The 24,136-nt window shown below is 56.8% G+C and carries 20 protein-coding genes and 1 tRNA gene; 19 read left to right on the top strand and 2 right to left on the bottom strand.

Annotation, left to right across the window (positions count from 1 at the left end):
* Positions 1–54: 54 nt before the first annotated feature.
* Positions 55–1,170 carry a hypothetical protein gene (locus ACW9KT_RS12265; RefSeq protein ID WP_457080752.1) on the bottom strand — a complete coding sequence of 372 codons (1,116 nt, stop codon included), beginning with the start codon at positions 1,168–1,170 and terminating at the stop codon, positions 55–57.
* Positions 1,171–1,432: 262 nt separating this feature from the next.
* Here ACW9KT_RS12265 and ACW9KT_RS12260 point away from each other — a divergent pair, with 262 nt between their 5' ends.
* From ACW9KT_RS12260 to ACW9KT_RS12215, 10 genes are all read left to right on the top strand, one after another.
* Complete coding sequence (locus tag ACW9KT_RS12260) at positions 1,433–2,857, top strand: oligosaccharide flippase family protein (protein ID WP_457081089.1); 1,425 nt, start codon at positions 1,433–1,435, stop codon at positions 2,855–2,857.
* Between the two features lie 44 nt (positions 2,858–2,901).
* Entirely contained in the window at positions 2,902–3,813 is a 912-nt protein-coding gene (locus ACW9KT_RS12255) for an FkbM family methyltransferase (RefSeq protein WP_457080750.1), read from the top strand.
* A gap of 32 nt (positions 3,814–3,845) precedes the next feature.
* Positions 3,846–5,009, top strand: a complete 1,164-nt coding sequence (locus ACW9KT_RS12250) for a glycosyltransferase family 4 protein (RefSeq protein ID WP_457080748.1) — start codon at positions 3,846–3,848, stop codon at positions 5,007–5,009.
* An 18-nt stretch (positions 5,010–5,027) separates the two neighbouring features.
* A complete protein-coding gene (locus ACW9KT_RS12245) occupies positions 5,028–5,660 on the top strand; it encodes a polysaccharide deacetylase family protein (protein ID WP_457080746.1) in 633 nt (210 codons plus the stop codon).
* Between the two features lie 6 nt (positions 5,661–5,666).
* The gene (locus tag ACW9KT_RS12240; protein ID WP_457080744.1) at positions 5,667–6,773 is read left to right on the top strand and encodes a glycosyltransferase; all 1,107 of its coding nucleotides are present in this window, start codon (positions 5,667–5,669) and stop codon (positions 6,771–6,773) included.
* Positions 6,774–6,839: 66 nt separating this feature from the next.
* Positions 6,840–7,607, top strand: a complete 768-nt coding sequence (locus ACW9KT_RS12235) for a TatD family hydrolase (RefSeq protein WP_457080743.1) — start codon at positions 6,840–6,842, stop codon at positions 7,605–7,607.
* 11 nt (positions 7,608–7,618) lie between these two features.
* Positions 7,619–8,686: a type I asparaginase gene (locus tag ACW9KT_RS12230; protein ID WP_457080741.1), complete on the top strand. Its 1,068-nt coding sequence runs from the start codon at positions 7,619–7,621 to the stop codon at positions 8,684–8,686.
* A gap of 85 nt (positions 8,687–8,771) precedes the next feature.
* A tRNA-Ser gene (locus tag ACW9KT_RS12225) sits at positions 8,772–8,859 on the top strand.
* Positions 8,860–9,339: 480 nt separating this feature from the next.
* Entirely contained in the window at positions 9,340–10,734 is a 1,395-nt protein-coding gene (locus ACW9KT_RS12220; protein ID WP_457080739.1) for an undecaprenyl-phosphate glucose phosphotransferase, read from the top strand.
* A gap of 31 nt (positions 10,735–10,765) precedes the next feature.
* Positions 10,766–11,452 (top strand): GAF domain-containing protein, encoded by a 687-nt coding sequence (locus tag ACW9KT_RS12215; RefSeq protein ID WP_457080737.1) that lies wholly within the window; start codon positions 10,766–10,768, stop codon positions 11,450–11,452.
* 169 nt (positions 11,453–11,621) lie between these two features.
* On the opposite strand, the gene ACW9KT_RS12210 is transcribed toward ACW9KT_RS12215, so the two are convergent.
* Positions 11,622–12,938 (bottom strand): D-arabinono-1,4-lactone oxidase, encoded by a 1,317-nt coding sequence (locus tag ACW9KT_RS12210; RefSeq protein WP_457080735.1) that lies wholly within the window; start codon positions 12,936–12,938, stop codon positions 11,622–11,624.
* A 207-nt stretch (positions 12,939–13,145) separates the two neighbouring features.
* Between ACW9KT_RS12210 and ACW9KT_RS12205 the strand changes: the two genes are divergently transcribed.
* The 9 genes from ACW9KT_RS12205 to ACW9KT_RS12165 all read left to right on the top strand — a co-directional run bounded on the left by ACW9KT_RS12205 (position 13,146) and on the right by ACW9KT_RS12165 (position 24,034).
* On the top strand, positions 13,146–16,154 hold the full coding sequence (locus ACW9KT_RS12205) for a DUF6298 domain-containing protein (RefSeq protein ID WP_457080733.1): 3,009 nt from the start codon (positions 13,146–13,148) through the stop codon (positions 16,152–16,154).
* Between the two features lie 236 nt (positions 16,155–16,390).
* Positions 16,391–16,813, top strand: coding sequence for a GldM family protein (locus tag ACW9KT_RS12200; RefSeq protein ID WP_457080731.1), 423 nt, complete (start codon positions 16,391–16,393; stop codon positions 16,811–16,813).
* A gap of 190 nt (positions 16,814–17,003) precedes the next feature.
* Positions 17,004–17,444 carry a hypothetical protein gene (locus tag ACW9KT_RS12195; RefSeq protein WP_457080729.1) on the top strand — a complete coding sequence of 147 codons (441 nt, stop codon included), beginning with the start codon at positions 17,004–17,006 and terminating at the stop codon, positions 17,442–17,444.
* A gap of 251 nt (positions 17,445–17,695) precedes the next feature.
* Entirely contained in the window at positions 17,696–17,971 is a 276-nt protein-coding gene (locus tag ACW9KT_RS12190) for a hypothetical protein (protein ID WP_457080727.1), read from the top strand.
* A gap of 269 nt (positions 17,972–18,240) precedes the next feature.
* A complete protein-coding gene (locus ACW9KT_RS12185) occupies positions 18,241–19,770 on the top strand; it encodes a M20/M25/M40 family metallo-hydrolase (protein ID WP_457080726.1) in 1,530 nt (509 codons plus the stop codon).
* A gap of 209 nt (positions 19,771–19,979) precedes the next feature.
* The gene (locus tag ACW9KT_RS12180) at positions 19,980–20,420 is read left to right on the top strand and encodes a hypothetical protein (protein WP_457080724.1); all 441 of its coding nucleotides are present in this window, start codon (positions 19,980–19,982) and stop codon (positions 20,418–20,420) included.
* A gap of 89 nt (positions 20,421–20,509) precedes the next feature.
* The gene (locus ACW9KT_RS12175; RefSeq protein ID WP_457080722.1) at positions 20,510–21,586 is read left to right on the top strand and encodes an alpha/beta fold hydrolase; all 1,077 of its coding nucleotides are present in this window, start codon (positions 20,510–20,512) and stop codon (positions 21,584–21,586) included.
* 147 nt (positions 21,587–21,733) lie between these two features.
* Complete coding sequence (locus ACW9KT_RS12170) at positions 21,734–22,114, top strand: endonuclease domain-containing protein (protein WP_457080720.1); 381 nt, start codon at positions 21,734–21,736, stop codon at positions 22,112–22,114.
* A gap of 120 nt (positions 22,115–22,234) precedes the next feature.
* Positions 22,235–24,034: a DUF885 domain-containing protein gene (locus tag ACW9KT_RS12165; RefSeq protein WP_457080718.1), complete on the top strand. Its 1,800-nt coding sequence runs from the start codon at positions 22,235–22,237 to the stop codon at positions 24,032–24,034.
* Positions 24,035–24,136 lie beyond the last annotated feature (102 nt).

The following is a 24,136-nucleotide window of genomic DNA, read 5'->3' as shown; positions in this document are numbered from 1 at the left end:
AGCAACAGCAAAATGTCTCCTATGAAGCCCACACTACCCAAATAGTGTGGGGCATTACTCGACCTGGGCTCTGCCTAAAGTCAGATTGCCGCGATAAAGCTCCAGCAGCGTGATAAAAATTACTGACAACACGAAGGTGATAACCACCGACGAAACCACGATGAGGGAGCGCACCGGCTTGGCCTTACGAATGGCCGGATAAGCTTTCTGCACTACGTAGATAGACGAGATCTTGCCGCTGATGGCCAGACGAGCATTTTCGTAAGTAGCCCGCGCCAAAATCAGACGTTTTTGCACGTCCTCAAACCGGGCGTAAAGCGTAGTGACTAAATCGGCACCGGCTACATAGCTTTCTAGGTTGATGACATTGCCCCCCGCAGTTTCGGTAAGGCCGCGCACGGCACGGCGCAAGCCTGCCACGCGAACTGCCGAGCCGCCGCCAGCAGCAAGCTCACCTTCGGCCCGGCGCAACTCGGTTTCGGTCTCAGCCAGTTCTTTCGCCAGGTAGCGCGACTCATAGCCCGCCTCCGTCTCCGTGGTCAAGCTGCCAAAAATACCATAGCGTTTACGGGCCTGCTGTAAGCTGTCGCGCACTTGGTTGTATTGCTGATCCAGAAAGGCAGTTTGATCCTGATAGAGCGTAATGATGCGTTCCCGGTTTTCGAGGGTCAGCTGCTGGTTAGTAGAGTCGATAACCTGTACCAGGGCATTGGCAATATTGGCTGCCTGCACCTTGTCTTGATCCTGAAACGTGAGCTCGATGGCGTCGCGGTCGTTGTGCACGATGGTCAGGTTGTTGTTGTATTCGTCGAGCACGGCCTGATCGGCTTTCTCGGTGCCGGGCTCACCCACACCGTAGCGATTATATAAGTCGAACCGTTTAATAATCAGAGCGGCTACGGGCTGCGACTGACCAATGGTAATAATACGGTCTAGGTCTTCGACCCGGCCCCCAAGCTGCAAGCGCCCGCCTTCCTGCACAATGCGGTCGGGGTCAGTAGTTTCGGGGTTGGTAGGGTAAAAAACCGCGGTGGAGCGGTAGATATTAGGTAGCAGCGCCGCCACGATAGCACTTACTATCAAAGCCAGAACTACAGTTGTCAGAACCAGGTTGCGCCACCGGTGAATGATGGGCCATAAGCCTAAAAGCGAATACGGACGAGAAGACATATTGAAGGTTAGAGGAGCGAGCAAACCACTGCTACGGGTGGGGGCAGGGGTCAAAACGGGGGCAAAGCTACTCCAATCGGCTCACAGTTAGCCCCTGGCCACTCACAATTGTCGACTTAACTGTCCGGCTGCTTGCTTTATTGCCCGGTGGCTGGGGCCACTTGCGCGGCAGGCCTTGGGGTAGCAGCCTACCTTTGCGTAGTTTTGCCCCCCACTCAGCTTTACCTCTATCAAAAAGTTCTTCGGAAACATCAGCTTGGCCGTGCTGCTCAACTTCCTGGTGAAGCCAGGTTGGGTGTTTGTCGAAAACCTGGTGCAGAACCAACTGGGTCACGTGGCCTTTGGCACCTTCACGGCACTTTCCTCGCTCACCATTATCCTGGCTACCTTCTCTGATGTGGGGCTCACGCACTACACGGTTAAGCGAGTGGCCGCTGAGCCAGAGTATTTAGCTACCTATTTTCCGACCATTCTGCCCCTGCGCGCTTTGCTCAACTTTCTGGCGTTGGGCGCTTTGCTGGTAACAGGCTGGGTAGTAGGCTACGAAGCTCCGCAACTTGCCTTGCTTACTATTATTGGCTCGGCATTTCTGTTCACCCAGTACGGGCAATTTCTGCGGGGCACGCTGCAAGCTCATCAGCGCTTCAACGCTGATGCTGTGCTCTCGGTGCTAGAAAAGGTGCTGCTGTTGCTCCTGGTGCTGGCTTTGCTGCCCGGTGGTGGCCTGACATTGTCGCTCTACGTCTGGATGCGGTTTGGGGCGGCTGCTTTTGCGGCGGTGCTGCTCTACGGGCTGATGGTGCGCTTGTTCGGGCGCGTCCGCTACCGCTGGAGCTGGAGCCACGCCCGTATGGTGTTGCGCGAAACCTTGCCTTTTGCCTTAATTACTCTGCTTTACGGTGCCAATGAGCGAGTAGATATGGTGATGCTGGAGCGCCTGGCCTCGCCGGCCGAAGCCAGCTACTATGCCGGCGCTTACCGCTGGGTAGATGCCGTGATGATGTACGTGTGGACCATTATGCCTCTGTTTTTTGCTCGTTTCGCTGCCGCCCTACATAGTCGCGCCGAGCAGCGCGAATTGCTGTGGTTTGGGCAGCGCATCGTGACGTTGCCATTGTTATTGGCTTGCGCCTTCGTGTTGTTCAGGGGCGAAGTACTGTTCTGGCAATTCACCCACAGCACCCCGGCTGAATTGAGCCGCATGACGCTCTGCCTCAAGATATTATTCCTGAATGTGCTGGTGCATGGCTTTTTTGCCATCTACAGTTCTCTGCTCAACAGTACGCACTACGTACGCACCGTGAGCTGGCTGGTAGCGCTTAGTCTGGGGCTAAACGTGGTGTTGAATCTGTTATTCTTGCCTCAGTATGGGGCCGTAGCCGCCGCTATTAATACGTTGGTCTGCGCCGTGCTTGTGTCGGGAGGGTATGTGTGGCTGGTACAGTACCGGGCGGGGGTAACAGTGCCCTGGGCGTTGCTGGGACGCCTGCTGCTGGCTTTTCTGCTTTTGTGCGCCGGCTGGTACGGTTTGCAACAAGCCGTAGTGTTGTCGTGGCTGGTGGAGAGTGTGTTGGCTGCGCTTGGCTTTGGCGTGCTTAGTGTGGCGCTGGGTTTGGTGCCGCTGGCTGAGCTAAAATCGTTTTTGAGACCCGGAAATAAGGCCAAAACGCCCCCCAGCGCCCCCTGAGCCACCTGCTGACTTATTTATTACATTCTGTTTGTTTTGTTCTTATGAATACGGATTTGCTGCATCAACTTGAGCGCGTCGAGCGGCTGGCGCAAGCTCCTAAGCTGATGCGTCTGCTGCGGGCACCGGCCCGCTACCTTTACGCCGTCGGGTTTCGGCTGCTGCGGTACCAAGCCACCAAAAAGGGCATTATTAAGCAGGCTGACACCTTTTTTGGAACTCCTATGACAGTGGTGCTGCCTGCTGGCACCGACATCTACCTGACCGGCGGCAAGTCGCACGACTCCGAAATCCGGCTGGCGCGCTTCCTGATTCAGCGCCTGCGCCCCGGCAGTGTATTCGCCGACGTAGGCGCCCACTTTGGCTATTTCTCTTTGCTGGCGGCTCGTTTAGTGGGCCCCACCGGACAAGTAGTAGCCTTTGAAGCTTCGGCCACGACCCACTCCGTGCTGGCCCAAAACGTAGCCAACACAGCCGTAGTGCAAGCCAACCACTGCGCCGTATCCGACCAGCAAGAAACTATTTCCTTCTACGAGTTTCCGATTCTCTACAATGAGTTTAACTCTCTAGATGTAACGCAGTTTGAGGGCGAGGAATGGTTTGCGGAGTTCAAGCCTACCAAAATCAGCGTACCCGCCGTTACCCTCGACGACTTCTTCGCCCGTGCCGGCCGCTTGCCCGAGGTTCTCAAAATCGACGTGGAAGGCGCCGAACTGAAAGTGATCCGCGGCGCAGCGCAGCTACTTACGCGTGCCTCTGTGGCCGTTGTGCTCGAATATCTGGAGCCGAAGCGCCACAACGTAGGGCATCAGCAGGCCGCCACCTTGCTGCGCGAGCTAGGCTATCAGTCGCACCGCATTGGCCGTGAGGGGCAGCTCGTTCCTTGCCCCGACCTGGATGCTTACTTGCAAGCCGAGCAGATTGACTCTGATAATTTCGTGTTCGTGAAGTCGTAAGCTCCCCAGTTTCTGATCTGTAACCGCCCAAAATGCCCCCCAGCTCCTTGCACATCGCCATCAACACTCGCTTTCTACTGCCGGGCGATACGCTGGAAGGAATTGGCCGCTTCACCTACGAAACGCTAAGCCGGATGGTGCGCCAGCACCCGGAGCACACGTTTCACTTTCTCTTCGACCGGGCCTACGATGCGCGCTACGTGTTTGCGCCTAACGTGGTGCCGCATGTGCTGGCGCCGCCTGCCCGTCATCCGCTGCTGTTTGTGGCTTGGTTTGAAGGAGCTGTAGCCGTCTGGCTGCGCCGCCACCAGCCGGCCGTGTTCCTGAGCACTGATGGCTTCACCACGCTCGCGACCAGCGTGCCCCGCGTGACGGTAGTTCACGACCTAGCCTTCGAGCATTTTCCGCAAGATGTAAGCTGGCTGGTGCGGCGGTATTACCATTTTTTTATGCCGCGCTTTGTGCGGGCCTCAGCGCGCGTGGTGGCCGTATCCGAGGCTACCAAGCAGGATTTGATGCAGACCTATGGCCTCGCCGCTGACCAGATCAGGGTCGTGCATAATGCTCCAGGGGGCAATTTTGCTCCCCAACCGACCGCTGATCAGGCTGCAATCCGCGAACGGTTCAGCGATGGACACCCTTACGTTTTATTTGTAGGAGCGCTCCAACCGCGCAAAAATCTGGTGAACCTACTGCGGGCCTTCGATGCATTCAAAACGCGCACCGGCTCTGCCACTCGGCTGCTTATTGTGGGGCGTCAGGCCTGGAAAGCGGGGCCTATCTTCGAAGTATACCAGCAGATGCGTCAACGCGAAGCCGTCCAACTCACCGGCCGTGTCAGCGACGCTGAACTAGTGCAACTATACGCCGCCGCTCAAGCCTGTGCTTATGTGCCTTATTTTGAGGGTTTTGGTATTCCAATTGTAGAAGCTCAGGCCAGTGGCTGTCCGGTTATTACCTCCAATGCCAGCTCCATGCCCGAAGTAGCCGGCCCCAACGGAGCCCTGCTCATCAACCCTTTCGACGTAGCCGACATCACCGATGCCCTAGTGCAACTGGATACTGACCCCGCATTGCGGCAGCGACTTATAGCACGAGGCCTGGAAAATGTACAGCGTTTTTCCTGGGACCGTAGCGCCGAGCTTCTCTGGGATTGCTTACTTGAGGCAGTTCATGAACGGTCGCTACACCACTAACTACCGTTAAAAAAGTACATGCTCACCCGCCCGCCCGCGCTTTTGCACGCTTTATTTCCTGGTTGCGAATGGCAGCACCCAACGGCGGAGCGCACTCTTTATCTAACCTTCGACGACGGCCCAATTCCCGAAGAAACGCCTTGGGTGCTCGATCAACTAACTCACTATCAGGCTCAGGCTACGTTTTTCTGCGTGGGCAACAATATTCAGCGCTACCCACATATTGCCCAGCGCGCCTTCGCCGAAGGCCACCGTCTCGCCAACCATACTCAGCACCATTTGAGTGCGTGGGCGCATCCCCGCGCTACCTATCTGCAAGATGTAGCCCATTGCCAACAGGTTTTAACTCAGCAAAAGCTGTTGAATCCGGATGTAGTGCCCTTGTTACGTCCCCCTTACGGCCGTCTGACCTGGCCGCTGCTGCGCCGCCTGCGCCCCCAGTATCGCCTGATTATGTGGTCGGTGCTGACCCAGGATTACAACCGCACGCTATCTGCCGAGCGCTGCCTGCGCCAATCTATAGCCGCCACTCGGCCCGGTGATATTGTTGTGTTTCATGATAGCCAAAAAGCCAGTCGCAACCTGCGCTATGTGCTGCCACGCTATCTGGCGCACTTTGCGGAGCAGGGGTTTACCTTCGCTGCTCTTTAACGAAACATGATGCTGGCGCTGCTCACGGGGTATTTTGCGATTTGGTTTGGGGCAATGCTGGTTTCTACGCTGCTGTTTGCGCTGCGGCGCGGAGCGGAGCCCGCCGCCTTGCCGGAGCCATTGCCACGAGTAAGCATTCTGATTGCCGCCCGCAACGAAGAAGCTGCCCTTGAGCGTTGCCTGAAGGCAATCCGCGCCCTCGACTATCCGGCTGAGCTGATTGAAGTTCTGCTCGGCGACGATGCCTCCACCGACCGTACCCGCGCAGTAGCGGAAACTGCTATGCAAGGCTATGGGGGGCATTTTCGCTGCATTTCCATCACCGATACTTTAGGCACGGCCCGCGGTAAAGCCAATGTGCTGGCTCACCTTACCCGCGCTACCACCACCGATTTCTTCTTTATCACCGACGCCGACATTGCCGTGCCCCGCACTTGGATTGCGGGCTTGCTGGCTTACGCTCGTCCCTGCATCGGCACAGTCACGGGCCTCACCATTGTGCGCGGTCCCCGCCTCTTCGACCGGCTTCAGGGCCTCGACTGGCTTTTGTCGCTGAGTCTGGTGCAGGTTGTATCAGACTTGGGAAAGCCCGTGACGGCCATGGGTAATAATATGCTCGTGACCCGCGCAGCCTACGAGGCCACAGGCGGCTACGAGGCGCTGCCTTTTTCCGTAACCGAGGACTACGAACTGTTCAAGGCCGTAATGAAGCGCGGCTTTGGCTTCTATAATGTGTTCCGCCCCGAAATTCTAGCTTTTTCCTTGCCCATGGCTACCGCAGGCGGCCTGCTACACCAACGCCGGCGCTGGTTACGGGGCGTGGAGTCGTTACCGTGGGGGCTGAAGCTGGGCTTGCTCATCTACGGCAATTTTTACCTGGGCTTACTGGGATTGGCCTTTGTGGTGGGACCTAGCGCGGCGCTGCTTATGCTGGGGGGCAAAATGTTGGCTCAAGGCATACTGGCAACCATCGTTTTTCGACGCGTCGGCTTGCGGGCACCCATAGAACTACTGCCGTTATTCGAGGTGTACACCGTATGGCTCACGGTTAGCTTGATTCTGTTCCGCTTGCTTGGGCTTCGCTTCGACTGGAAAGGCCGTAAGTACTCGTAGGCGGGCAGGCATCTGTTGAGCAATCTGCCCCGTACCTTTGCTTTCCTTACCACCCGCTTTCCACCCATGCACCTTACCGATTCGCACGCTCATATTTATTCCGAGCAGTTCAAAGCCGACCGCGACGCCACTCTGCACCGCGCCTTTGAGGCCGGCGTAACCACCATCGTGATGCCTAACATCGACCACACCAGCGTCGATGTAATGCTCGAAACCGAAGCTCAATTCCCGCAGCAGTGCTTCGCCATGATGGGCCTGCACCCATGCTCGGTAGGCAAGCATTTCGAGAAGGAGTTATATCAGGTAGAGGATTGGCTGGGCAAGCGCCCGTTTGCAGCGGTAGGGGAGTGCGGCTTGGATCTGCATTGGGACAAAACGTTTTTTGCCCAGCAGCAGGAAGCTCTGCGCGTGCAGATTAGCCTGGCTAAAAAATACAAGCTACCATTGGTGCTCCACACGCGCGAGGCGTTCAAGGAAACAGCTGATTTAATTGAAGAAGCGCAGGATGGTAGTCTGGGGGGCGTTTTTCACTGCTTTTCGGGCACTCCGGAGGAGGCTGAGCGTGCTATTAAGCTGGGCTTTAAGCTGGGCATTGGCGGGGTAGCTACGTTTAAAAATGGTGGCTCCGACAAGGTATTGCCCACAGTAGCGTTAGAGCATTTGTTGCTCGAAACTGATTGCCCCTACCTAGCGCCCGTACCGCACCGCGGCAAGCGCAACGAGCCCGGATATCTGCCCCTAATTGCCCGGCGCGTAGCCGAGTTGCTGCAAAAAGACGTGGAAGAAGTGGCCGCCGCTACCACGCGCAATGCGCAGGCATTATTCAACTTATAGCCCCCACCGTCTTGTTTCCGATTGTTGATATTCAAACCGCCGCTCACGATGGGCAGTCTGGCGCATCTATTCTGGTGCTGTACACGGGCGGTACGGTGGGCATGGCCTATAATAAGCGCGGCGAACTGGCGCCCATGCGCTTTCGTCAGGTCAGCAAGCTCATGCCCGAACTGCGTCACCTGCGCATGCGCGTATCGGTGCTGAGCCTGCCGCATCCTATCGACTCTTCCAATGTTACTGTGGCCGACTGGGCGCTCATGGCCACCATCATCCGCGATTACTACGACCAGTACGACGGCTTCGTAGTGCTGCACGGGACTGATACCATGGCGTATTCAGCCTCGGCACTCAGCTATCTGCTCGAAAACCTGGCCAAGCCCGTAGTGTTCACAGGTGCTCAAGTGCCCGTAGGCCGCATTCGGACCGATGCCCGCCGCAACTTCATCACCGCCCTTGATATAGCCGCCGCCCGCCACCCCGACGGGTCGGCTCGCGTGCCCGAAGTCAGCTTGTTTTTTAACACGCTGCTGTTGCGCGGTACGCGCGCTAAAAAGGTAGAGAGTCAGCACTTTGCTGCATTCAAAAGCGAAAATTTGCCCCCCCTGGTTAAAGCTGGTATCAAGCTCGACTTCAACGACGCCCTCATCCGCCCGCTGCCCACTGAGCCCTTGCGCGTACACACCCACATGGACGAAAGCGTTGCCATTCTAAAGCTCTTCCCCGGCATCACGGAACAGGTAGTAAGTGCTGTATTGGGCGTGAAAGGTCTGCGCGGATGCATCCTCGAAACTTATGGCTCAGGCAATGCGCCCACGCAGCCCTGGTTTCTGCGCTGCCTCGAAACAGCCTATGACCGCGGCATTCATGTTCTCAACGTCAGTCAATGCGAGGAAGGGCGCGTAGAGCAGGGCCGCTACGAAACCAGCGCTTCCTTGCTAGCCCGCGGCGTACTTGGCGGCGACGACATCACCACCGAAGCCGCTATCACTAAGCTCATGTTTGTGCTAGGCCAGAAAAAAAGCCCCCCAGAAACCATTCATCTGCTCACCAGCAACCTACGCGGCGAAATAACGCCGTAAGCTTAAGTCAGTGCTTGGGCTTACTTAACCTAGTAGCTTGCGTTTGCGGAAAAAGGGGCGTTACTTTGCCACCGCTTTCCCATCCAGAGAGGTGTCCGAGTGGTCGAAGGAGCACGCCTGGAAAGTGTGTATGGCTCAAAAGGTCATCGTGGGTTCGAATCCCATCCTCTCTGCAGAGAAGCCCATTTCTATTTTAGAAATGGGCTTTTTTCTTTATTAGGCACAGGATTAAGTTGCCTCATTAGCACAAACGTGCGTCGTCCAGCTAACTCTAACCAAGCGTGAGAGGGCTTTCTTTAGCTACTCTAACATCTTTGTTACTCTAACTCAGCCCACGCGACTTTATCATTAAGAGTAACAATTGGTTAAATAAGCCTCACTTGGTCATTGAGTTTTCTTTACTTGAACTCGAACAGATTTGTCTAGTCAAGCCACCGCTAATTATGTATTACGAGAGGAAAAAGCTTATTCTTAAGTTTTCATATTTATATTATTCTAAGTGAAGGTGTTGCCTGCTATATATCAATCGATTGAGGTATAAATAGTACCTTGTGAAGATATATTTGTAATTAATTGCTTAGAAGTCAAATTAATCTTGCTTAGTTTAGGCTCAACAACAATCCATTAGATATGGAGTCAACGTTGTTGTACTTATGGATAAAGCTTTACTGCGCTCCCTGCAAATTCCTCTGCTGGTGCTGGACTTGTTCCTGCTCAATGCGCTTTTCTTAGTTACCCAGCACAAGATCCCCGACTTGGTGCAGGACCAGCTGTTGTCCAATCGCAGCATGTATTGGCTGCTGCTCAACTTAACTTGGGTGCTTTCCTCCTGGATCGGTCAGCTGTACGCCTATCAGAAGCTGTTCGTCTTTGCGCGGTTTCTGCAGCACACCTTCCAACTCTATTTCATCTGGGCTTTCAGTGTGCTGGTTATTACCTTCCTGCTGCGGGAGTCGCTGCCGCTGGCGCGGGAGTTTATGTACTCCACCATTCTCAGCTTCGCAGCGGCCCTGTTTGGGGCCCGCATGTTTTACTTTTTACTGCGGGTGTGGGTACGCAAGAAAGGCACCATGAAGCGGCGGGTCTTAATCTTGGGCTATAATAAGGTGGCCGAAAAGCTGGCCTCTTACCTGGAGAGCGAAGAGCTGAATATTCGCATCGAGTGCTTTATCGATGATGCCCGCCAGGCCGCCACCCACGCCCGGCATGCCGTGATACCCGGCTTGAGCGAAACTTTGAGCATTGCCCGCGAGCTGCGCGTAACGGAGATTTATTCCACCATTATGCCCGAGAATAATGCGCTGGTGTATCAGATGATGCAGCAGGCCGACCAAGACTTGATTCGTTTCCGGTTTGTGCCCGACTTTGCTTACTTCATCAACCGCCCTGTGCAGGTTGATTATCTCTACGAGCTACCCATACTCTCCGTGCGCAAGGAGCCCTTGCAGGAGGTGATCAATCAGTTCAATAAGCGGGTGTTTGATGTGGTGGTGAGCCTAGGCGTAGCCGTCTTTATTCTGAGTTGGCTGGTGCCGTTGCTGGGCTTGCTTATCCGGCTCGAATCCCCCGGGCCTATCTTTTTTCGGCAGTTGCGCAGCGGCCTTAACAACCAGCCCTTCTATTGCCTGAAGTTTCGCAGCATGGCCGTCAACCAAGACGCCAACTCCAAGCAAGCCACCCGCAACGATGCACGCGTCACCAAGATTGGTCGCTTTCTGCGCAAGACCAGTCTGGATGAGTTTCCGCAGTTTCTGAATGTGCTCCTGGGTCAGATGAGCATTATCGGTCCGCGGCCCCATATGCTCAAGCATACCCTCGAATTTGCCTCCTTGGAAAACCAATACATGATTCGGCAGTTTCTGAAGCCAGGCATTACGGGCTGGGCCCAGGTAAACGGCTACCGGGGCGAGATATCCCAGCTCAAGCACATTCAAAAGCGGGTGGAATACGACTTGTGGTACCTGGAAAACTGGAACTTGAGTCTGGATCTGCGCATCATGTTCCTGACCGTCTACAACGTCTTCAAAGGCGAAGAAAACGCCTATTAATAGTTTTATAATCAACATTTTATCGCCTATAATGGTCGCCCCCGGCTTGCCCTCCAATGAAGCGGAACGCCTGCACTCGCTGGCCGAGCACGACGTGGTAGACACCCTGCCTGAGGCGGTCTACACCGACATCACCCGCTTAGCCGCCGAGTTATGCGGGACGCCTCGGGCGGCTCTGAACCTGATTGCTGAGGAGAGGCAGTGGTCGAAGGCGGCAGTGGGCTTTGCCGGGGAAAGCATGCCGCGCGATTATTCGTTTTGTGCGCACACCATTTTGAACCCCCATGAGGCGCTGCTGGTGCCTGACGCGCGCTTTGATGAGCGGTTTCACGACAACCCCAATACGCTGAGCGAGCCGCCGCTCGTGTTTTACGCCGGCGTGCCAGTGCAGGATGCCGAGGGTCGGGCCTTGGGGGCGCTGTGCGTGCTCGACAGCCGGCCTCGCGACTTGTCGGAGGCGAAGCTCAATTCGCTTAAGGCACTAGCTAAGCTGGTCAGCACACATTTGCAACTGCGCCGAACTAAACTAGAACTGGAGAAAAGCCAGCAGCAACTGGTTGCCGCCCAGCCTCTGCTGCAAACCATGAAGCAGGCCATCGAGGCGTTGAGCACCAAGGAAAACGTAGCTGAAACCCCGCACTTAACTGTGCTACACCAAAGTGTGGATTCAATGCACTCGGCTTTGAAGTTACCAGTTGCGGCGCATGGTCTGGGGTAGCCAATTCTGGATAAAAATCGGTAATCAAAACCGGTAAGCCGGCTAAGCTTTGCCCTTGGTTATCGAACTATCATGCATAAGGCATCAGCTTCGCTAAGGAAGGCCGCTTTATAGTACGACGGCAATGGTACTGGGAAGTCGGCTTCAGGAACTTCCCTAGCTGCCTTTTCTACAAAGTGCTTGGGAAATACGTGTCTATAAACGCATTGCGAAACTTGCCTTGCGGGTCGAATTTGGCCATTAGTGCTTGAAAGGCTGGTAGCTTTTCGTACTGGTCATGTAGGTGAGCGGCTGAAAGGGTAAACAACTTCCCCCAGTGTGGCCGTACCCCGAAAGGAGCTAACACACGCTCCAGTAGCGGCAGCACTTGACTGACTGCGGCCCCGTCGGGCTTCCAAGTGAAATGCAGGGCCAACGAATCTTGCTGGTAGCATGGACTTAGCCACAGCGCATCGGCGGCGACAGTGCGCATCTCCGAAACCAGCAGGCAGGAGTGTAAGTGCTTGTGCAGCTGAGCGACGGCTCGTATGGCTTCCTCGGCGTGGCGCAGGGGCACAAAGTACTCCGATTGTAGTTCCTCACCCTGACTTGGGGTGAAGCCCAGCCGGAAGTGGGGAAGCCGCTCGTGCCAAGCCCCCGGTACACCCATCTGCTCCGTGCAGTTTACGGGAGAAAGTCCCGCCAGTGGATGCAGGTTCTGAGTGGCCCGCCGCGCGCCAAAAAACTCCGATGGTGCCGGCTGAAATCGCTCGCCAGGCTCTAAGCGCCGCTTCAGCCAGACTTGCGTAATGCGCTGGTCTTGCCAATCGGTGAACAGACTCACACTGTAAGCGCTGGCCTGAATAGCTGCAAAGTGCTTGTACACTTGCTCCAGAGGCAAGTTTTCATACACATCTTGACACAGCTCGAAGGCGGGCTCCACGGCAAGCGTAAGCTTGGTGACCACGCCTAGCGCGCCTATGTGCACTACTGCCCCCAAGAACTCGTCGCCATCGTTCTGCTGCGATAATATCCGGACTTCCCCCGAGGCCAGCACAAATTCCATCGCCCGAACCGCCGTGGCTAGGTTGCCATGCTGTATGCCCGAGCCGTGCGTAGCTGTAGCGCAGGCCCCTACCACGGAGATATGGGGTAGGGAGGCAAGGTTGTGGAGGGCAAATCCGTGCTTGTGCAGGTACGGCGCCAACTGTCCGTAGGTAATGGAGGCGGGCACCGTGACCGTGCCGGCTGCCGCATCCAAGAGAATATCTTGCTCTAAGGGCTCCAAAGCGAGTAGCTGCTGGGTGCTATCAGCAATGCCGTTGAAGCAATGACGGGAGCCAAGCACCTTGATGTGCTCATTGGTTTGAACCAGTTCCTGAACCTCTTGTAAAGAGCCAGCCTTCGCCAAACGGGTAGTGCTGTAGCGATAATTACCGGCCCAGTTTACGAGTGGCGGCGCTACGGGCGCGGGGAAGGACAAAGGCAGTGCGGGTTGGAATTCCATGAGAGGCAGCCGAAGAGGAAGGAGCCCAAAATTACGACATTATGGGTAGGGCTAAAGCGTCTATTAAGTGCAAGTACCGAAGTCATACTGCCAAGCAGGTCACCACAGGGAAGTTTAAAGGTCCGCGCCCACTAATCTTGATTTAGGTCTTGTGTGCCTTGGGTGACAGTTTTTATCGTGGGCGCTTGCTTATTACTTATTGGTTATATGCTGATAGTTTCTGTAAACGAGAAAATAAGTTGGTCTTGGTGCTGGGTGCTTATGCTACTATTACTATTTGCCCCCCAGGCTAGCGTGGCCCAATCTTTTACTGGCATCAAGGAACCGGCGCTAGACTTCTCCTATGCTGGCTATGGCGCCAGCGAAGTGGAGCTGCCCCAAGTGCCGCAGGTGCTATTTGTGCGGCCCTCGGGCGCCGACGACACCCAGTTGCTGCAAGCCGCCCTCGACCACGTGGCCGCCTTACCGCTGCAACCCAACGGGTTTCGGGGTGCCGTGCAGCTGGCTGGGGGGCAATTTCGGGTGGCTGGTCAGCTACGGGTTACGGCTAGTGGCCTGGTTCTGCGGGGCGCAACTGACCCAAAATCACCTACCGTATTGCTTGCCACCGGTATCAGTCGCCGCACGCTAATTAGCATTCAGCCCACGGTCGCCACCCAATATGGCCCGCCCCAGGCGGTGAGTAGCCAGCACGTACCAGTAGGTAGCACTCAACTGCAGCTTGCTGCGGTGAGGGACTTAAAAGTGGGTGACCGGGTGCTGGTGCGCCGATCCTCCACGCAGCCGTGGATTCAGTCGCTGGGCATGGATACGATCAGGGGGACGTTTGCTGAATTGCGGTTGCGCTGGCCTGTGGGGTCGAGGGATTTGGTGTGGTCGCGGCGCGTGTCGGCCGTGAATTCTGCTACCCAGCAAGTTACTCTTGATGCACCTCTGACCACCGCCCTGGAGGCGCGCTATGGAGGAGGCACGGTAAGCAAAGTTTTGGAAGAGCACATTTTGCAGCGAGTCGGCCTAGAAAACCTAGTGCTCTCCAGCGAATTTGCCCCCCACAACCCAAAAGATGAAGACCACGCTTGGATGGCCCTGGCTCTCGACAATGTGGAGGACGGCTGGGTAAGCCACGTCACTATGCGTCACTTCGTATGCTCGGCCGTGTACGTAGGGCCTCAGGCGCGACGCATTACGGTGGCCGATTGCCGCAGCGAAGCGCCAATTTCGGAGCCGGGTGGGTATCGGCGCAACACGTTCTGGATTGAAGGCCAGCAGGTGCTGGTGCGCAATTGCCAGTCGGAGAGCGGCATGAACGACTTTGCGGCCGGCTTCTGCGCTGGCGGGCCTAACGTGTTTCTGCACTGTACTGCCACCAATGCTCTGGGGCCCAGCGGCTCGTTTGAGAGCTGGACCTCGGGTGTACTCTACGACGATGTAACCATCCGCGGCGCAGCACTCCGCCTGACCTATGATATGAGGCGCGCCCAAGCTGGCGGCTGGACCGCGGCCAACTCCGTTCTGTGGAATTGCAAGGCTACCGAGCTCGTGGCGCGGGGGCCGGTAGGGGCAGAAAACCTGGTACAGACGGCGTCCTACTCGCTCTTTGAGGAGCAACTCAAGCGTCGACTGGCAGGCCGCACCTCTCGTCCGGCTAAGTCGCCTGAGTCACCGGCTGCGCCAACGAGCACGCAAGAGTTTACCGCTCAAACTATTTCAGCTCAGCCAGCGGCGACGGTGATTAGTAAGCCCTTAACCTTCGCTGGGGGGCATTTTGTGACGGGCGGACGCGGGGTGTGGGGCGGCTCGGTGAATGATGCGTGGTGGCTGGGCCAAACATCACCGGCCAACGCTCTGGATGCGGGCCGTAGCATCACCCGCTTTGTACCGGGTAAAACGGGGCCGGGATTGACAGAGGACTTGCCGGCTTTAGCTCAGCACCTCGTGCAAAACGGCATTCCCTTCTACCAAAGCGGTCCTTGCCTGTGGTACGACCGTCGCCGCGACGAGCACTCCATCACCCGGCGCACCGACGGCAATGTGTGGGCTGCCTTTTACGAAATGCCTTGGGTCCGCAGCGGGCAGGGCCAGGCCTGGGACGGACTAAGCCGCTACGATCTGACCCGCTACAATCCGTGGTACTTCGAGCGGACCAAGGAGTTTGCCCAGCTCTGCGATGAGAACGGCATTGTGCTCTACCACAACTTGTACAACACCCACAATCTGCTCGAAATCGGAGCGCATTGGATTGATTACCCGTGGCGTCCGGCCAACTGCATCAACGAAACTGGGTTGCCCGAGCCGCCACCCCTAGAGCCTCGCGACCGGCTGCACGTGGCGAACCAGTTTTATGACGCCACCAATCCCCAGCTGCGCGTCTTGCATCGGGCGTACATATTTCATGTGCTGAATGAGCTGGCCGGCTACCAAAATATCGTCTTCGGACTTGGGTTTCAGTTCTCGGGGCCATTGGTTTTTCAGCAGTTTTTCCAGCGCACCGTAGCCGAGTGGGAATCCCAAAATAAGCGCCCCGTGCGCCTGGTGCTGGCTACCAGCAAAGACATCACAGATGCAATTCTGGCCGATCCGGCGCTGGCCCGGCAAGTGGCCGTTATCGATATGCGCTACTGGCAATACCGGCCCGATAGCACGCTGTGGGCGCCGGCTGGGGGGCAAAATCTGGCCTTTCGGGAGATGGTGGGTCGCGACTTTCGCCTCTCCGGCGATGCGGCTCCGCCCACCACGCCCCAGCAAGCGTATCGGCAGGTGCGCGAGTACCGGGAGCGGTTTCCGGACAAAGCCGTGGTGGCCTGGCACAACGGTGTAGGGCAGTTGCCCGCTTTTATGGCCGGGGCCGCTCAGGTACTCACTCAAAACCCCACGGCCGGCCACGGTCAGGGCCGCGTAACGGACCGGACCGCCTTCGACGCATTTGTGCAGACCCACCTAGCCACGGTGCTACCCACTTTGCAGCCCGCCGCCACCCTTGCCACCGACAGCACCTGGGCTCTGGCCACGCCCTCGCGCGAGGTGGTAATGCTCTATTCCCAAACCGGGCCAACCATCTCCTTAACCCAAAAGCTGCGCAAGGCACCCACAACCGGCCTGTGGTTTGACCCGGCTACCGGCCAGACGTCTGCGGCGGAGCTACCAAAACGCTGGCGCAAAGGCGCTGTTCTGCCCAAGCCAACGCCGGCCGCTTGGGTGCTTTTGCTCAGACGCTAATAATTATTTAGACCTAAGCAGCATCTGGGAGCATTTACTACCTGCAAAATCTAAAAGAGCAAATAAACAATAAGAACCCAAGAGCGGCGTATTTTCAGAGAACCAGAGGTTTGAATACTAACCCCGGGCAGGGCGCGTTGTAGCGAGGCCAGCTGCCTGGGCCGCTTCGCTAGTTTCGGTTAGATGTGAGTAGTATTGCTCTTATTCTTCTCTTAAGCATAAACTTCTGCCGGTCAATGAAAACGATGCTCTTGGTACTCGCCTTATTGTCTGGCCGGTGGGCTAGCGCCCAAACTACGTGCCCGCCGCCCCAGCTTAAAGCCTTCCACAACGAGCAGCAAATAAAAACAGCCGGTAGCGCTTTTAGCCCTGATATTACCTTAACTCTTGTCAGTGACCCAGCATGTGCGACGGCAGCTAGCTACCAGGTTAAAGAAGCGGAGATGACTCTGATACGCGGTAGCCGCCCCGTTTTGCCCGCTAGAGCCTACCAAGGTGCTGCTATTGATTTGACCGATTTTGGCAAGCATGCTCAGCCCGGCGACCGCCTCAATATTAGGGTGCTAAAGGTGGTAAGAACGTCAGTTGGCGGACAGCCCAGGATTATTCGGCCCACCGAGGCGAATCCTATTGCCCTGAACTGGGTGCTGACGAGATAGGAACCGCGTTCACCTAAAAGAAGAACTTGTGAGCACTGTTGGGGCTGTAGGAAACTCAACATTAGTGTAAGCCAAAATGGTGAATCATTGCTTACTTGCTTACGTAAGCCAAAGTGCTGCCCTACTTGGTCGCCAACAAAGTCCGAGTCAACGGGTTGCTGCTTACGCAAGCCCTTCTGTCCGTCCCTACATGCAACTTCTTTACTCTTCTGATTTTTTAACGCTCCACCTGCACGAGGGAGCTTCCCGCGCCATTGAGGCGAAGTGGCAAGGCTTCGTCAGTAGTGCCGTGCTGCGCCAAGCTACGCTGGATGCCGTGGCGCTGGCCCGGCAGCACCGCATTACCGGCTGGATTGCCGACGACCGGCTTCTGGGCCCAGTTCGCCCCGTTGACCTGGAGTGGATTGCCCAACATGCATTGCCTCAGCTGATTGGGGCGGGCCTAAAGCGGTTTGCCCGTATTGAGGCCATAGATCCGCTTAATAAGCTTCTGATTGGTCAGGCGCAGGATACGGCCGAAAGTCAGATGCCCTTTGAGATACAGACGTTTACAGATTTGCCAGCGGCGCGGACCTGGGCCTGCGGACTACCGGTAGCTAGTAGTGCTACGCGTAAGGCTCCGCGTGTTTAGTCTTCCGTCGCCACAAGTGGCCTTTATTGGTTTCGAATTTTTGTTGCTGATGAAGTAGCTACTGTTGTAGGTATCTAGCTGAACAGCAGAGGCTAGTATTGAAACTAGCCCACTAATTTTCCTCTGGATTGCGAAACTGAGACTGCACAATGGCGTACCAACTAGTGGTTCGCATCGGTGAGAAGTGCCCGATACGGCCACACGTTAGGTCGCTTGACGGCCGTTCTTTCTCACTATAACTACCTGCAGTTATGTCTAAGCAATCAGGAAAACGCAGCCAGCACGACCCTAAGGCTGGGCCCAATGCCAACCCCAAAATCAGCAACCAATCATCGGAGGAGGCCCAGAATGCTGGCTCTACCGACCATGACCGCTCGGTGCGCAGCGGCCTCTCAGGACAGGCCAGCAAACCCCACGCCGCCAACTCCGAAAACTTTGAGCAACGCATTGCCGGCGATAGCATGGAAAGTGGCACCGGCATGACCGCACCCAGTGACAAAGGCAGCACCCGCAACAACAACGACTAACTGCCGCGGTACTCCACCAGTCAGTACTAAGTAAGCAGCCCTGAGCTGTGGCTACCTGAAAAAGCCCCCCACCAGCTACCAGTTGGTGGGGGGCTTTTTTTGTGCCATTTAGTTAGAAAGTATACCTGCTTGCGGAGGCATAGCTTAACTGGCATGTAACCAGCACGCAGCTGACCCGCCGCAAAAAGCCCCCCAGCCGACTTGTGGGTTTTTAGTGTGCACCGCTTACCTTGCTCTTGGGCGCATACTCTTGGTGCCCAGCCCGATTTATGAAAAAACGCTGCGCAGTAAGTTTAGTAGTGCTCTTGGCTCTGGTAGGTTGGGCTGGGCCCGATGCTGGCCTGCAAAAAGTACGGCAGTACCGCCAGACCCACGAAGTGCCGCTGCTGACAGAGTACATGCAGTTTCTGGCCATCCCAAACGTGGCGGCCGACAGCGCCAATCTGCGCCAAACGGCCCGCTTTATCGTGGGCATGATGCAGAAAAGGGGCATCAAAGCGCAGCTTTTGCCCGCTACTACGCCGGGAGTGCCGCCCGCCGTGTACGGGGAGGTGCGCACGCCGGGGGCCAAGCGAACTATTGTGTTTTACGCGCACTATGATGGGCAGCCCGTCAATGCCGCGCAGTGGGCTACGGGGCTGAGTCCGTTTGAGCCCCGGCTGGCCAGTGCCGCCCTAACTGCTGGGGGGCAATTTCTGCCGATGATCCGGGCCGGAGAAACGGTTAAGCCCGACTGGCGCGTGTACGCCCGCAGCAGCTCCGACGATAAAGCCGGGGTAATGGCCATTCTGGCGGGCTACGAAGCGTTGGTGCAAAGCAAGCAGCGGCCCGACGTCAACATCAAGTTCTTCTTTGAAGGCGAAGAAGAAAAAGGTTCGCCTCATTTGAGCGAAATCGTGGAGGGCCACCGCGCCTTGCTCGCTTCTGACCTCTGGATTATCTGCGATGGGCCAGTGCATCAGTCGGGGCAGAAGCAGGTGGTATTTGGCGCCCGTGGCGACGTGAACGTGGAATTGACGGTGTACGGGCCCAAGCGGCCCCTGCACAGCGGGCACTACGGCAACTGGGCGCCCAACCCAGCTATGACCCTGGCCCAACTGCTGGCGTCTATGAAGGATAGCACCGGCCGCGTGACCATTGCCGGCTTTTACGACGATGTGACTCCGCTTACTGCTTTTGAGCGACAAGCGCTAAGCCGGGTGCCCAACCTCGACGCAGCCATCAAGCAGGAGCTAGGCTTCACGCGCCCCGATGGTGGGGGACAAAATTTGAATGAGCTGATCAATCAGCCTTCCCTAAACATCAACGGCATGCGCAGCGCCAATGTGGGCGCTCAGGCCGCCAACGTAATTCCGACCACCGCCGAGGCCACGCTGGATCTGCGCCTGGTGCTGGGCAACGATTGGGAGCGACAAGTCGCGAAAGTGAAGCGTCACATCGAGCAGCAGGGCTTCTTTGTAACCACCCAGGAGCCCACCGAAGCTGAGCGGGCCCGCTACCCAAAGCTGGTGCGCGTGACGCCGCGCACTGGCTACAATGCCGAGCGCACACCCATGGATTTGCCCCTGGCCCGCGAAGTAGTGGCGGCCGTGCAGCGCACCAGCACCCAGCCCGTAGTGCAGGTGCCCACCTCCGGCGGAAGCCTGCCCTTGCACGTATTTCGCAAAATAAACGCCACCACCCTCACCGTACCGGTAGCCAACTACGACAACAACCAGCACGCTGAAAACGAGAACATCCGACTAGGTAATCTCTGGAACGGCATCGAAACGATAGCCGCGATTATGCAGCTGAAGTAGGAGAGAACCGAACTCATTTCCGCGTAAAAAAGCCCCCTACCTATGCTGCCCGTAAGGCTTCACTGCCCATAGTGGGAGGCTCTTTGTGAAGTGCAAAGAGTTGCTTTAACCTGATTTCTCAGCTACTCATACATGGTTTCAGCTTTCGGCCTGAATTGTGTTTAGGCGCGCCGGCAGTGGCGATGCTAGCAAAAGCTGCCCTTTCCTGTATGATTATCCGTAGTATTCCTGATTTCTGTTTACAGTACGATCAAAGCTTGAGCGTGCTCCGCCTCGAGTGGGTGACTTGGTACGGCATGCAGGGAATGAGGGCCAGCGCCCAGGAGTTGATGGCCTTAATGAGGGGCTTGTTTGTGCGTCATCTGCTGATCGATATGAATACCATCCCCGACCTGTCGGCTGCCGATCAGGGCTGGCTTGGCGAGCATTGGATGCCGGAGCTGGTGACGCTCAGCCTGGAGCGGTTGGTGCTGATAATCGATAGTAGCCGGGTGCATAATCAGCTGGCCATCGACGTCCTGCACGACTTAGTGCAGCCGGGCATCCGCTTCGACGCTCAATACTTCTCTGACCACGCATCGGGCGTGCACTGGCTCACCGATGGCTCAGATCGGTTGCCGGCTCTGGAAGCCGAATGGGCGGCCCGGTAGGAGAGAAGTGGGGGTAGGCGGCGAAACTGTGCAGGGAATTTTTTTACTTCCCGGTGCACACGTCAATTCCCGCCTTCTGCCCACCCAACATGCGAAAACTATTATTCCTGCTGCTCTGGCTGCCCCTGCTCAGCTACGCCCAAACGGCCATAAAGTATCCGGCGCCCGTTGACGCGGACTTTAGCCTAAAAAACTACGCTTTTGAGAGCGGAGAGAAGCTGCCGGAGCTAAAACTGCACTACACCACCATCGGCCAGCCGCGCAAAGACGCCAGGGGACGAGTTGTGAATGCGGTGGTCATCATGCATGGCACAACGGGCACCGGGAAGCAGTTTCTGAGCGAGCAGTTTGCTGGCAACCTCTTTGGGCCGGGCCAGGTGCTGGACGCAGCCAAGTACTACGTTATTCTGCCCGACGCCATCGGGCACGGCCAGTCCAGCAAGCCCAGCAACGGCCTGCGGATGCGCTTCCCCAAGTACTCCTACAACGATATGGTGACGGCCAATTATCGCCTGCTCACCGAGCACCTAGGCGTGGCCCACGCCCGGCTGGTGATGGGCACCTCCATGGGCGGCATGGAAACTTGGGTATGGGGCTACCGCTACCCCGACTTTATGGACGCGCTAATGCCCTTGGCCAGCCTACCCGTGGAAATAGCGGGCCGCAACCGCATGCTACGCAAAATGGCCATCGACCTGATTCAGATGGACCCGGCCTGGCAGGGCGGCGCCTACACCACTCAGCCCCGCACGGGCCTGACTGGTGCTATTTCCTCCCTGATTTTTATGACCAGCAGCCCGTACCAGATGCAGAAAGCGGCCCCCACGCGCGAGCTAGCGGAAGCAGCGCTGGATAAACGTAGAACCCAACTGCTGACCTCCCTCGACGCGAACGACTTCATCTACCAGTTCGACGCTTCCCGCGACTACGACCCAGCCCCGCACCTGACCAAAATAAAAGCCCCCCTGTTCGCCATCAACTCCGCCGACGACCAAGTGAACCCACCAGAGCTAGCTATTCTGGAGCAGGAAATAAAGAAGGTACCCAAGGGCCGCTACATCCTCCTGCCCATCTCCGACCTAACCGTCGGCCACGGCACTCATTCGCATCCTGCTTTATGGGGGCATTATCTGAAAGAGCTACTGACGTTGTCGGAGAAGCAGTAGCTACCAATAAAGTAATAGGTGAGAAGAGCTGGCTTTAGATTTTTAACAAGCTAGAGAGCTAAGGTTAGTTCCCCTCCTCAGCTGAGGAGGGGCTAGGGGTGGTTGGTAATCGTTGTTTACCTGAGTTGGTACAATACGCTAGCATTGATGACAAACCCCAAACAGGTCCACAATCTGAATTACCAAAAGTCCATCCGGCGGGCGTTGCGTAATAACCTCACCCAAGCCGAAGCTGTTTTGTGGCGTGCCCTTCAACGCAGTCAATTAGCCGGCCGCAAGTTTCGTCGTCAGCACGGAGTTGGACCGTACGTAGTAGACTTCTATTGCCCATCGGAAAAACTGGTCATTGAGTTGGATGGTGCTGGTCACTTTACTGCGAGCGGCGAGGCTAACGACGTAGTGCGGACTGAGTATCTGGCTGGTTTGGATTTTCGAGTAGTACGGTTTGAAAATCGAGTAGTGATGGAACAGCTTGATGGGGTATTAGCGGCTATCGAGGCCGCCTTTTTACCAGAAAAAGCCCCCTAACGATTGTCAACCACCCCCAACCCCTCCTCAGCTGAGGAGGGGAGCTAGTTTTTAGCTCTAGCTCTTGTCCCCCACCGGCCCAAACGCCATTATATTTACCTACCACCTCACCCTTTCCCTATGAAACACCTTTTCCTGTCGGCGGCGCTGGCGGCGGCTTTGTTGGGCACCCTGACCAGCCATACGCCCGCTACTAGCCACACTACCGCCTCCGTGGCTGCCGATTCGCCGGCGCTGGCCGCTATGTTTGAGAAGTATTGGGATGAGCGCGCCAAGCTCTTCCCGCTGGAAGCCACCGGGCAGGGCGACAACCGCTACAACGACCAGCTGCCCAACGACAACACCGTGGCCTACCGCACCGAGCGGCAGCAATTCTTTCAGCAGTACCTCGACGCGCTCAAGAAGTTCGACCGCGCCAAGCTCTCCGACAACGATAGGGTGAGCTACGACATCTTCCTCTACGAGATGCAGATGCGCTTGGAAGGCCTCAAGCAGAAAACCTGGATGATGCCTTTCTCCCAGTTTAACGGCCTCCCGATTTCAATGGCGCAGCTGGGGGCGGGCTCGGGCAATCAGCCCTTCAAAACCACCCAGGACTACGACAACTGGCTGGGCCGCGTGCGCGCTTACCCCGTGTGGGCCGATTCGGCCATCGGCAACTTTCGCCGCGGCATGCGCGCCGGGATAGTGATGCCCCGTCCGATAGTAGAAAAAATGCTGCCCCAGCTCCAGGCCATGGTCACGCCGGACCCGAGTAAGAGCATCTTCTACGGACCCGTAGCAAAGTTTCCGGCCACTGTGCCCGCCGCCGACCAGCAGCGCCTTACGGTTGCCTATCAGCAGGCCATCAAGGAGCAGGTGGTGCCTACGTACCAGAAGCTGCACGACTTTCTGAAGAACGAGTATCTGCCCAAAGCCCGCACGACTACCGGCCTTGCGGACGTGCCCGGTGGGGCCGATATGTACCGCTACGCCGTAAAGTTCTGGACGACCACCGACCGCACGCCCGACCAGATTTACCAAACGGGCCTGAGTGAGGTGAAGCGCATTCGGGCAGAGATGGAGAAGATCAAGACGGAAGCGGGCTTCAAGGGCGACCTGAATGCCTTCTTCACCTACCTGAATACCGACCCTAAGTTTATGCCCTTCAAAACGGCGGAAGAGGTGCTCAACGTGTACCGCGGCATTCAGGCTAAGATTGACCCCAACCTGAAAAAGATGTTTGGCAAGGTGCCCAAAACCGGCTTCGAGGTGCGTCAGACCGAAGCCTTCCGCGCCGCCACGGCCAGCGCCCAGTACAACCGCGGCCTGCCCGACGGCTCCCGCCCCGGCATTTTCTACGTGCCCATCATCGATGCCACCAAGTACAACGTGACCCGCGGTATGGAGTCGCTGTTTTTGCACGAGGCTATTCCGGGTCACCACTACCAGATTGCCTTGCAGCAGGAAAACGAGAACCTGCCCAAATTCCGTCGCTTCGGCTTCTACAGCGCCTTCAGCGAAGGCTGGGCCCTGTACACCGAAAGCCTGGGTAAGGAGCTGGGCCTCTACACTGATCCTTACCAGCGCATGGGCGCCCTGAATGGGGAAATGCACCGCGCCATCCGCCTAGTAGTCGACGCAGGTATGCACAGCAAGAACATGACCCGCGAGCAGGCCATTCAGTACATGCGCGACAACCGCTCCATCGACGAGCAGGCGGCCACGGCCGAAATTGAGCGCTACATGGCTTGGCCGGGGCAGGCGCTGGCCTACAAAACTGGGCAGATGAAAATCATCGAGCTGCGTCAGAAGTACGAAAAGCAGCTGGGGGGCAAATTCAACCTCCGCGCCTTCCACGACGAGCTGCTGGAAAACGCCGCCATGCCCCTAGCCATTGCCGAAAAGACGATGGACGCCTGGGCCGCTACGCAGAAGTAACCACGGAGTCTAGAGCAGGAAGTGAGAATAAAAAAGCCCCCAACGTGCGTTGGGGGGCTTTTTACTTACTAAGACACATCGTAATAAAACCTGCCTAAGAGC

This window comes from Hymenobacter sp. HD11105, from assembly GCF_054051685.1.
This window is presented reverse-complemented; position numbering and strand designations above follow the sequence as displayed.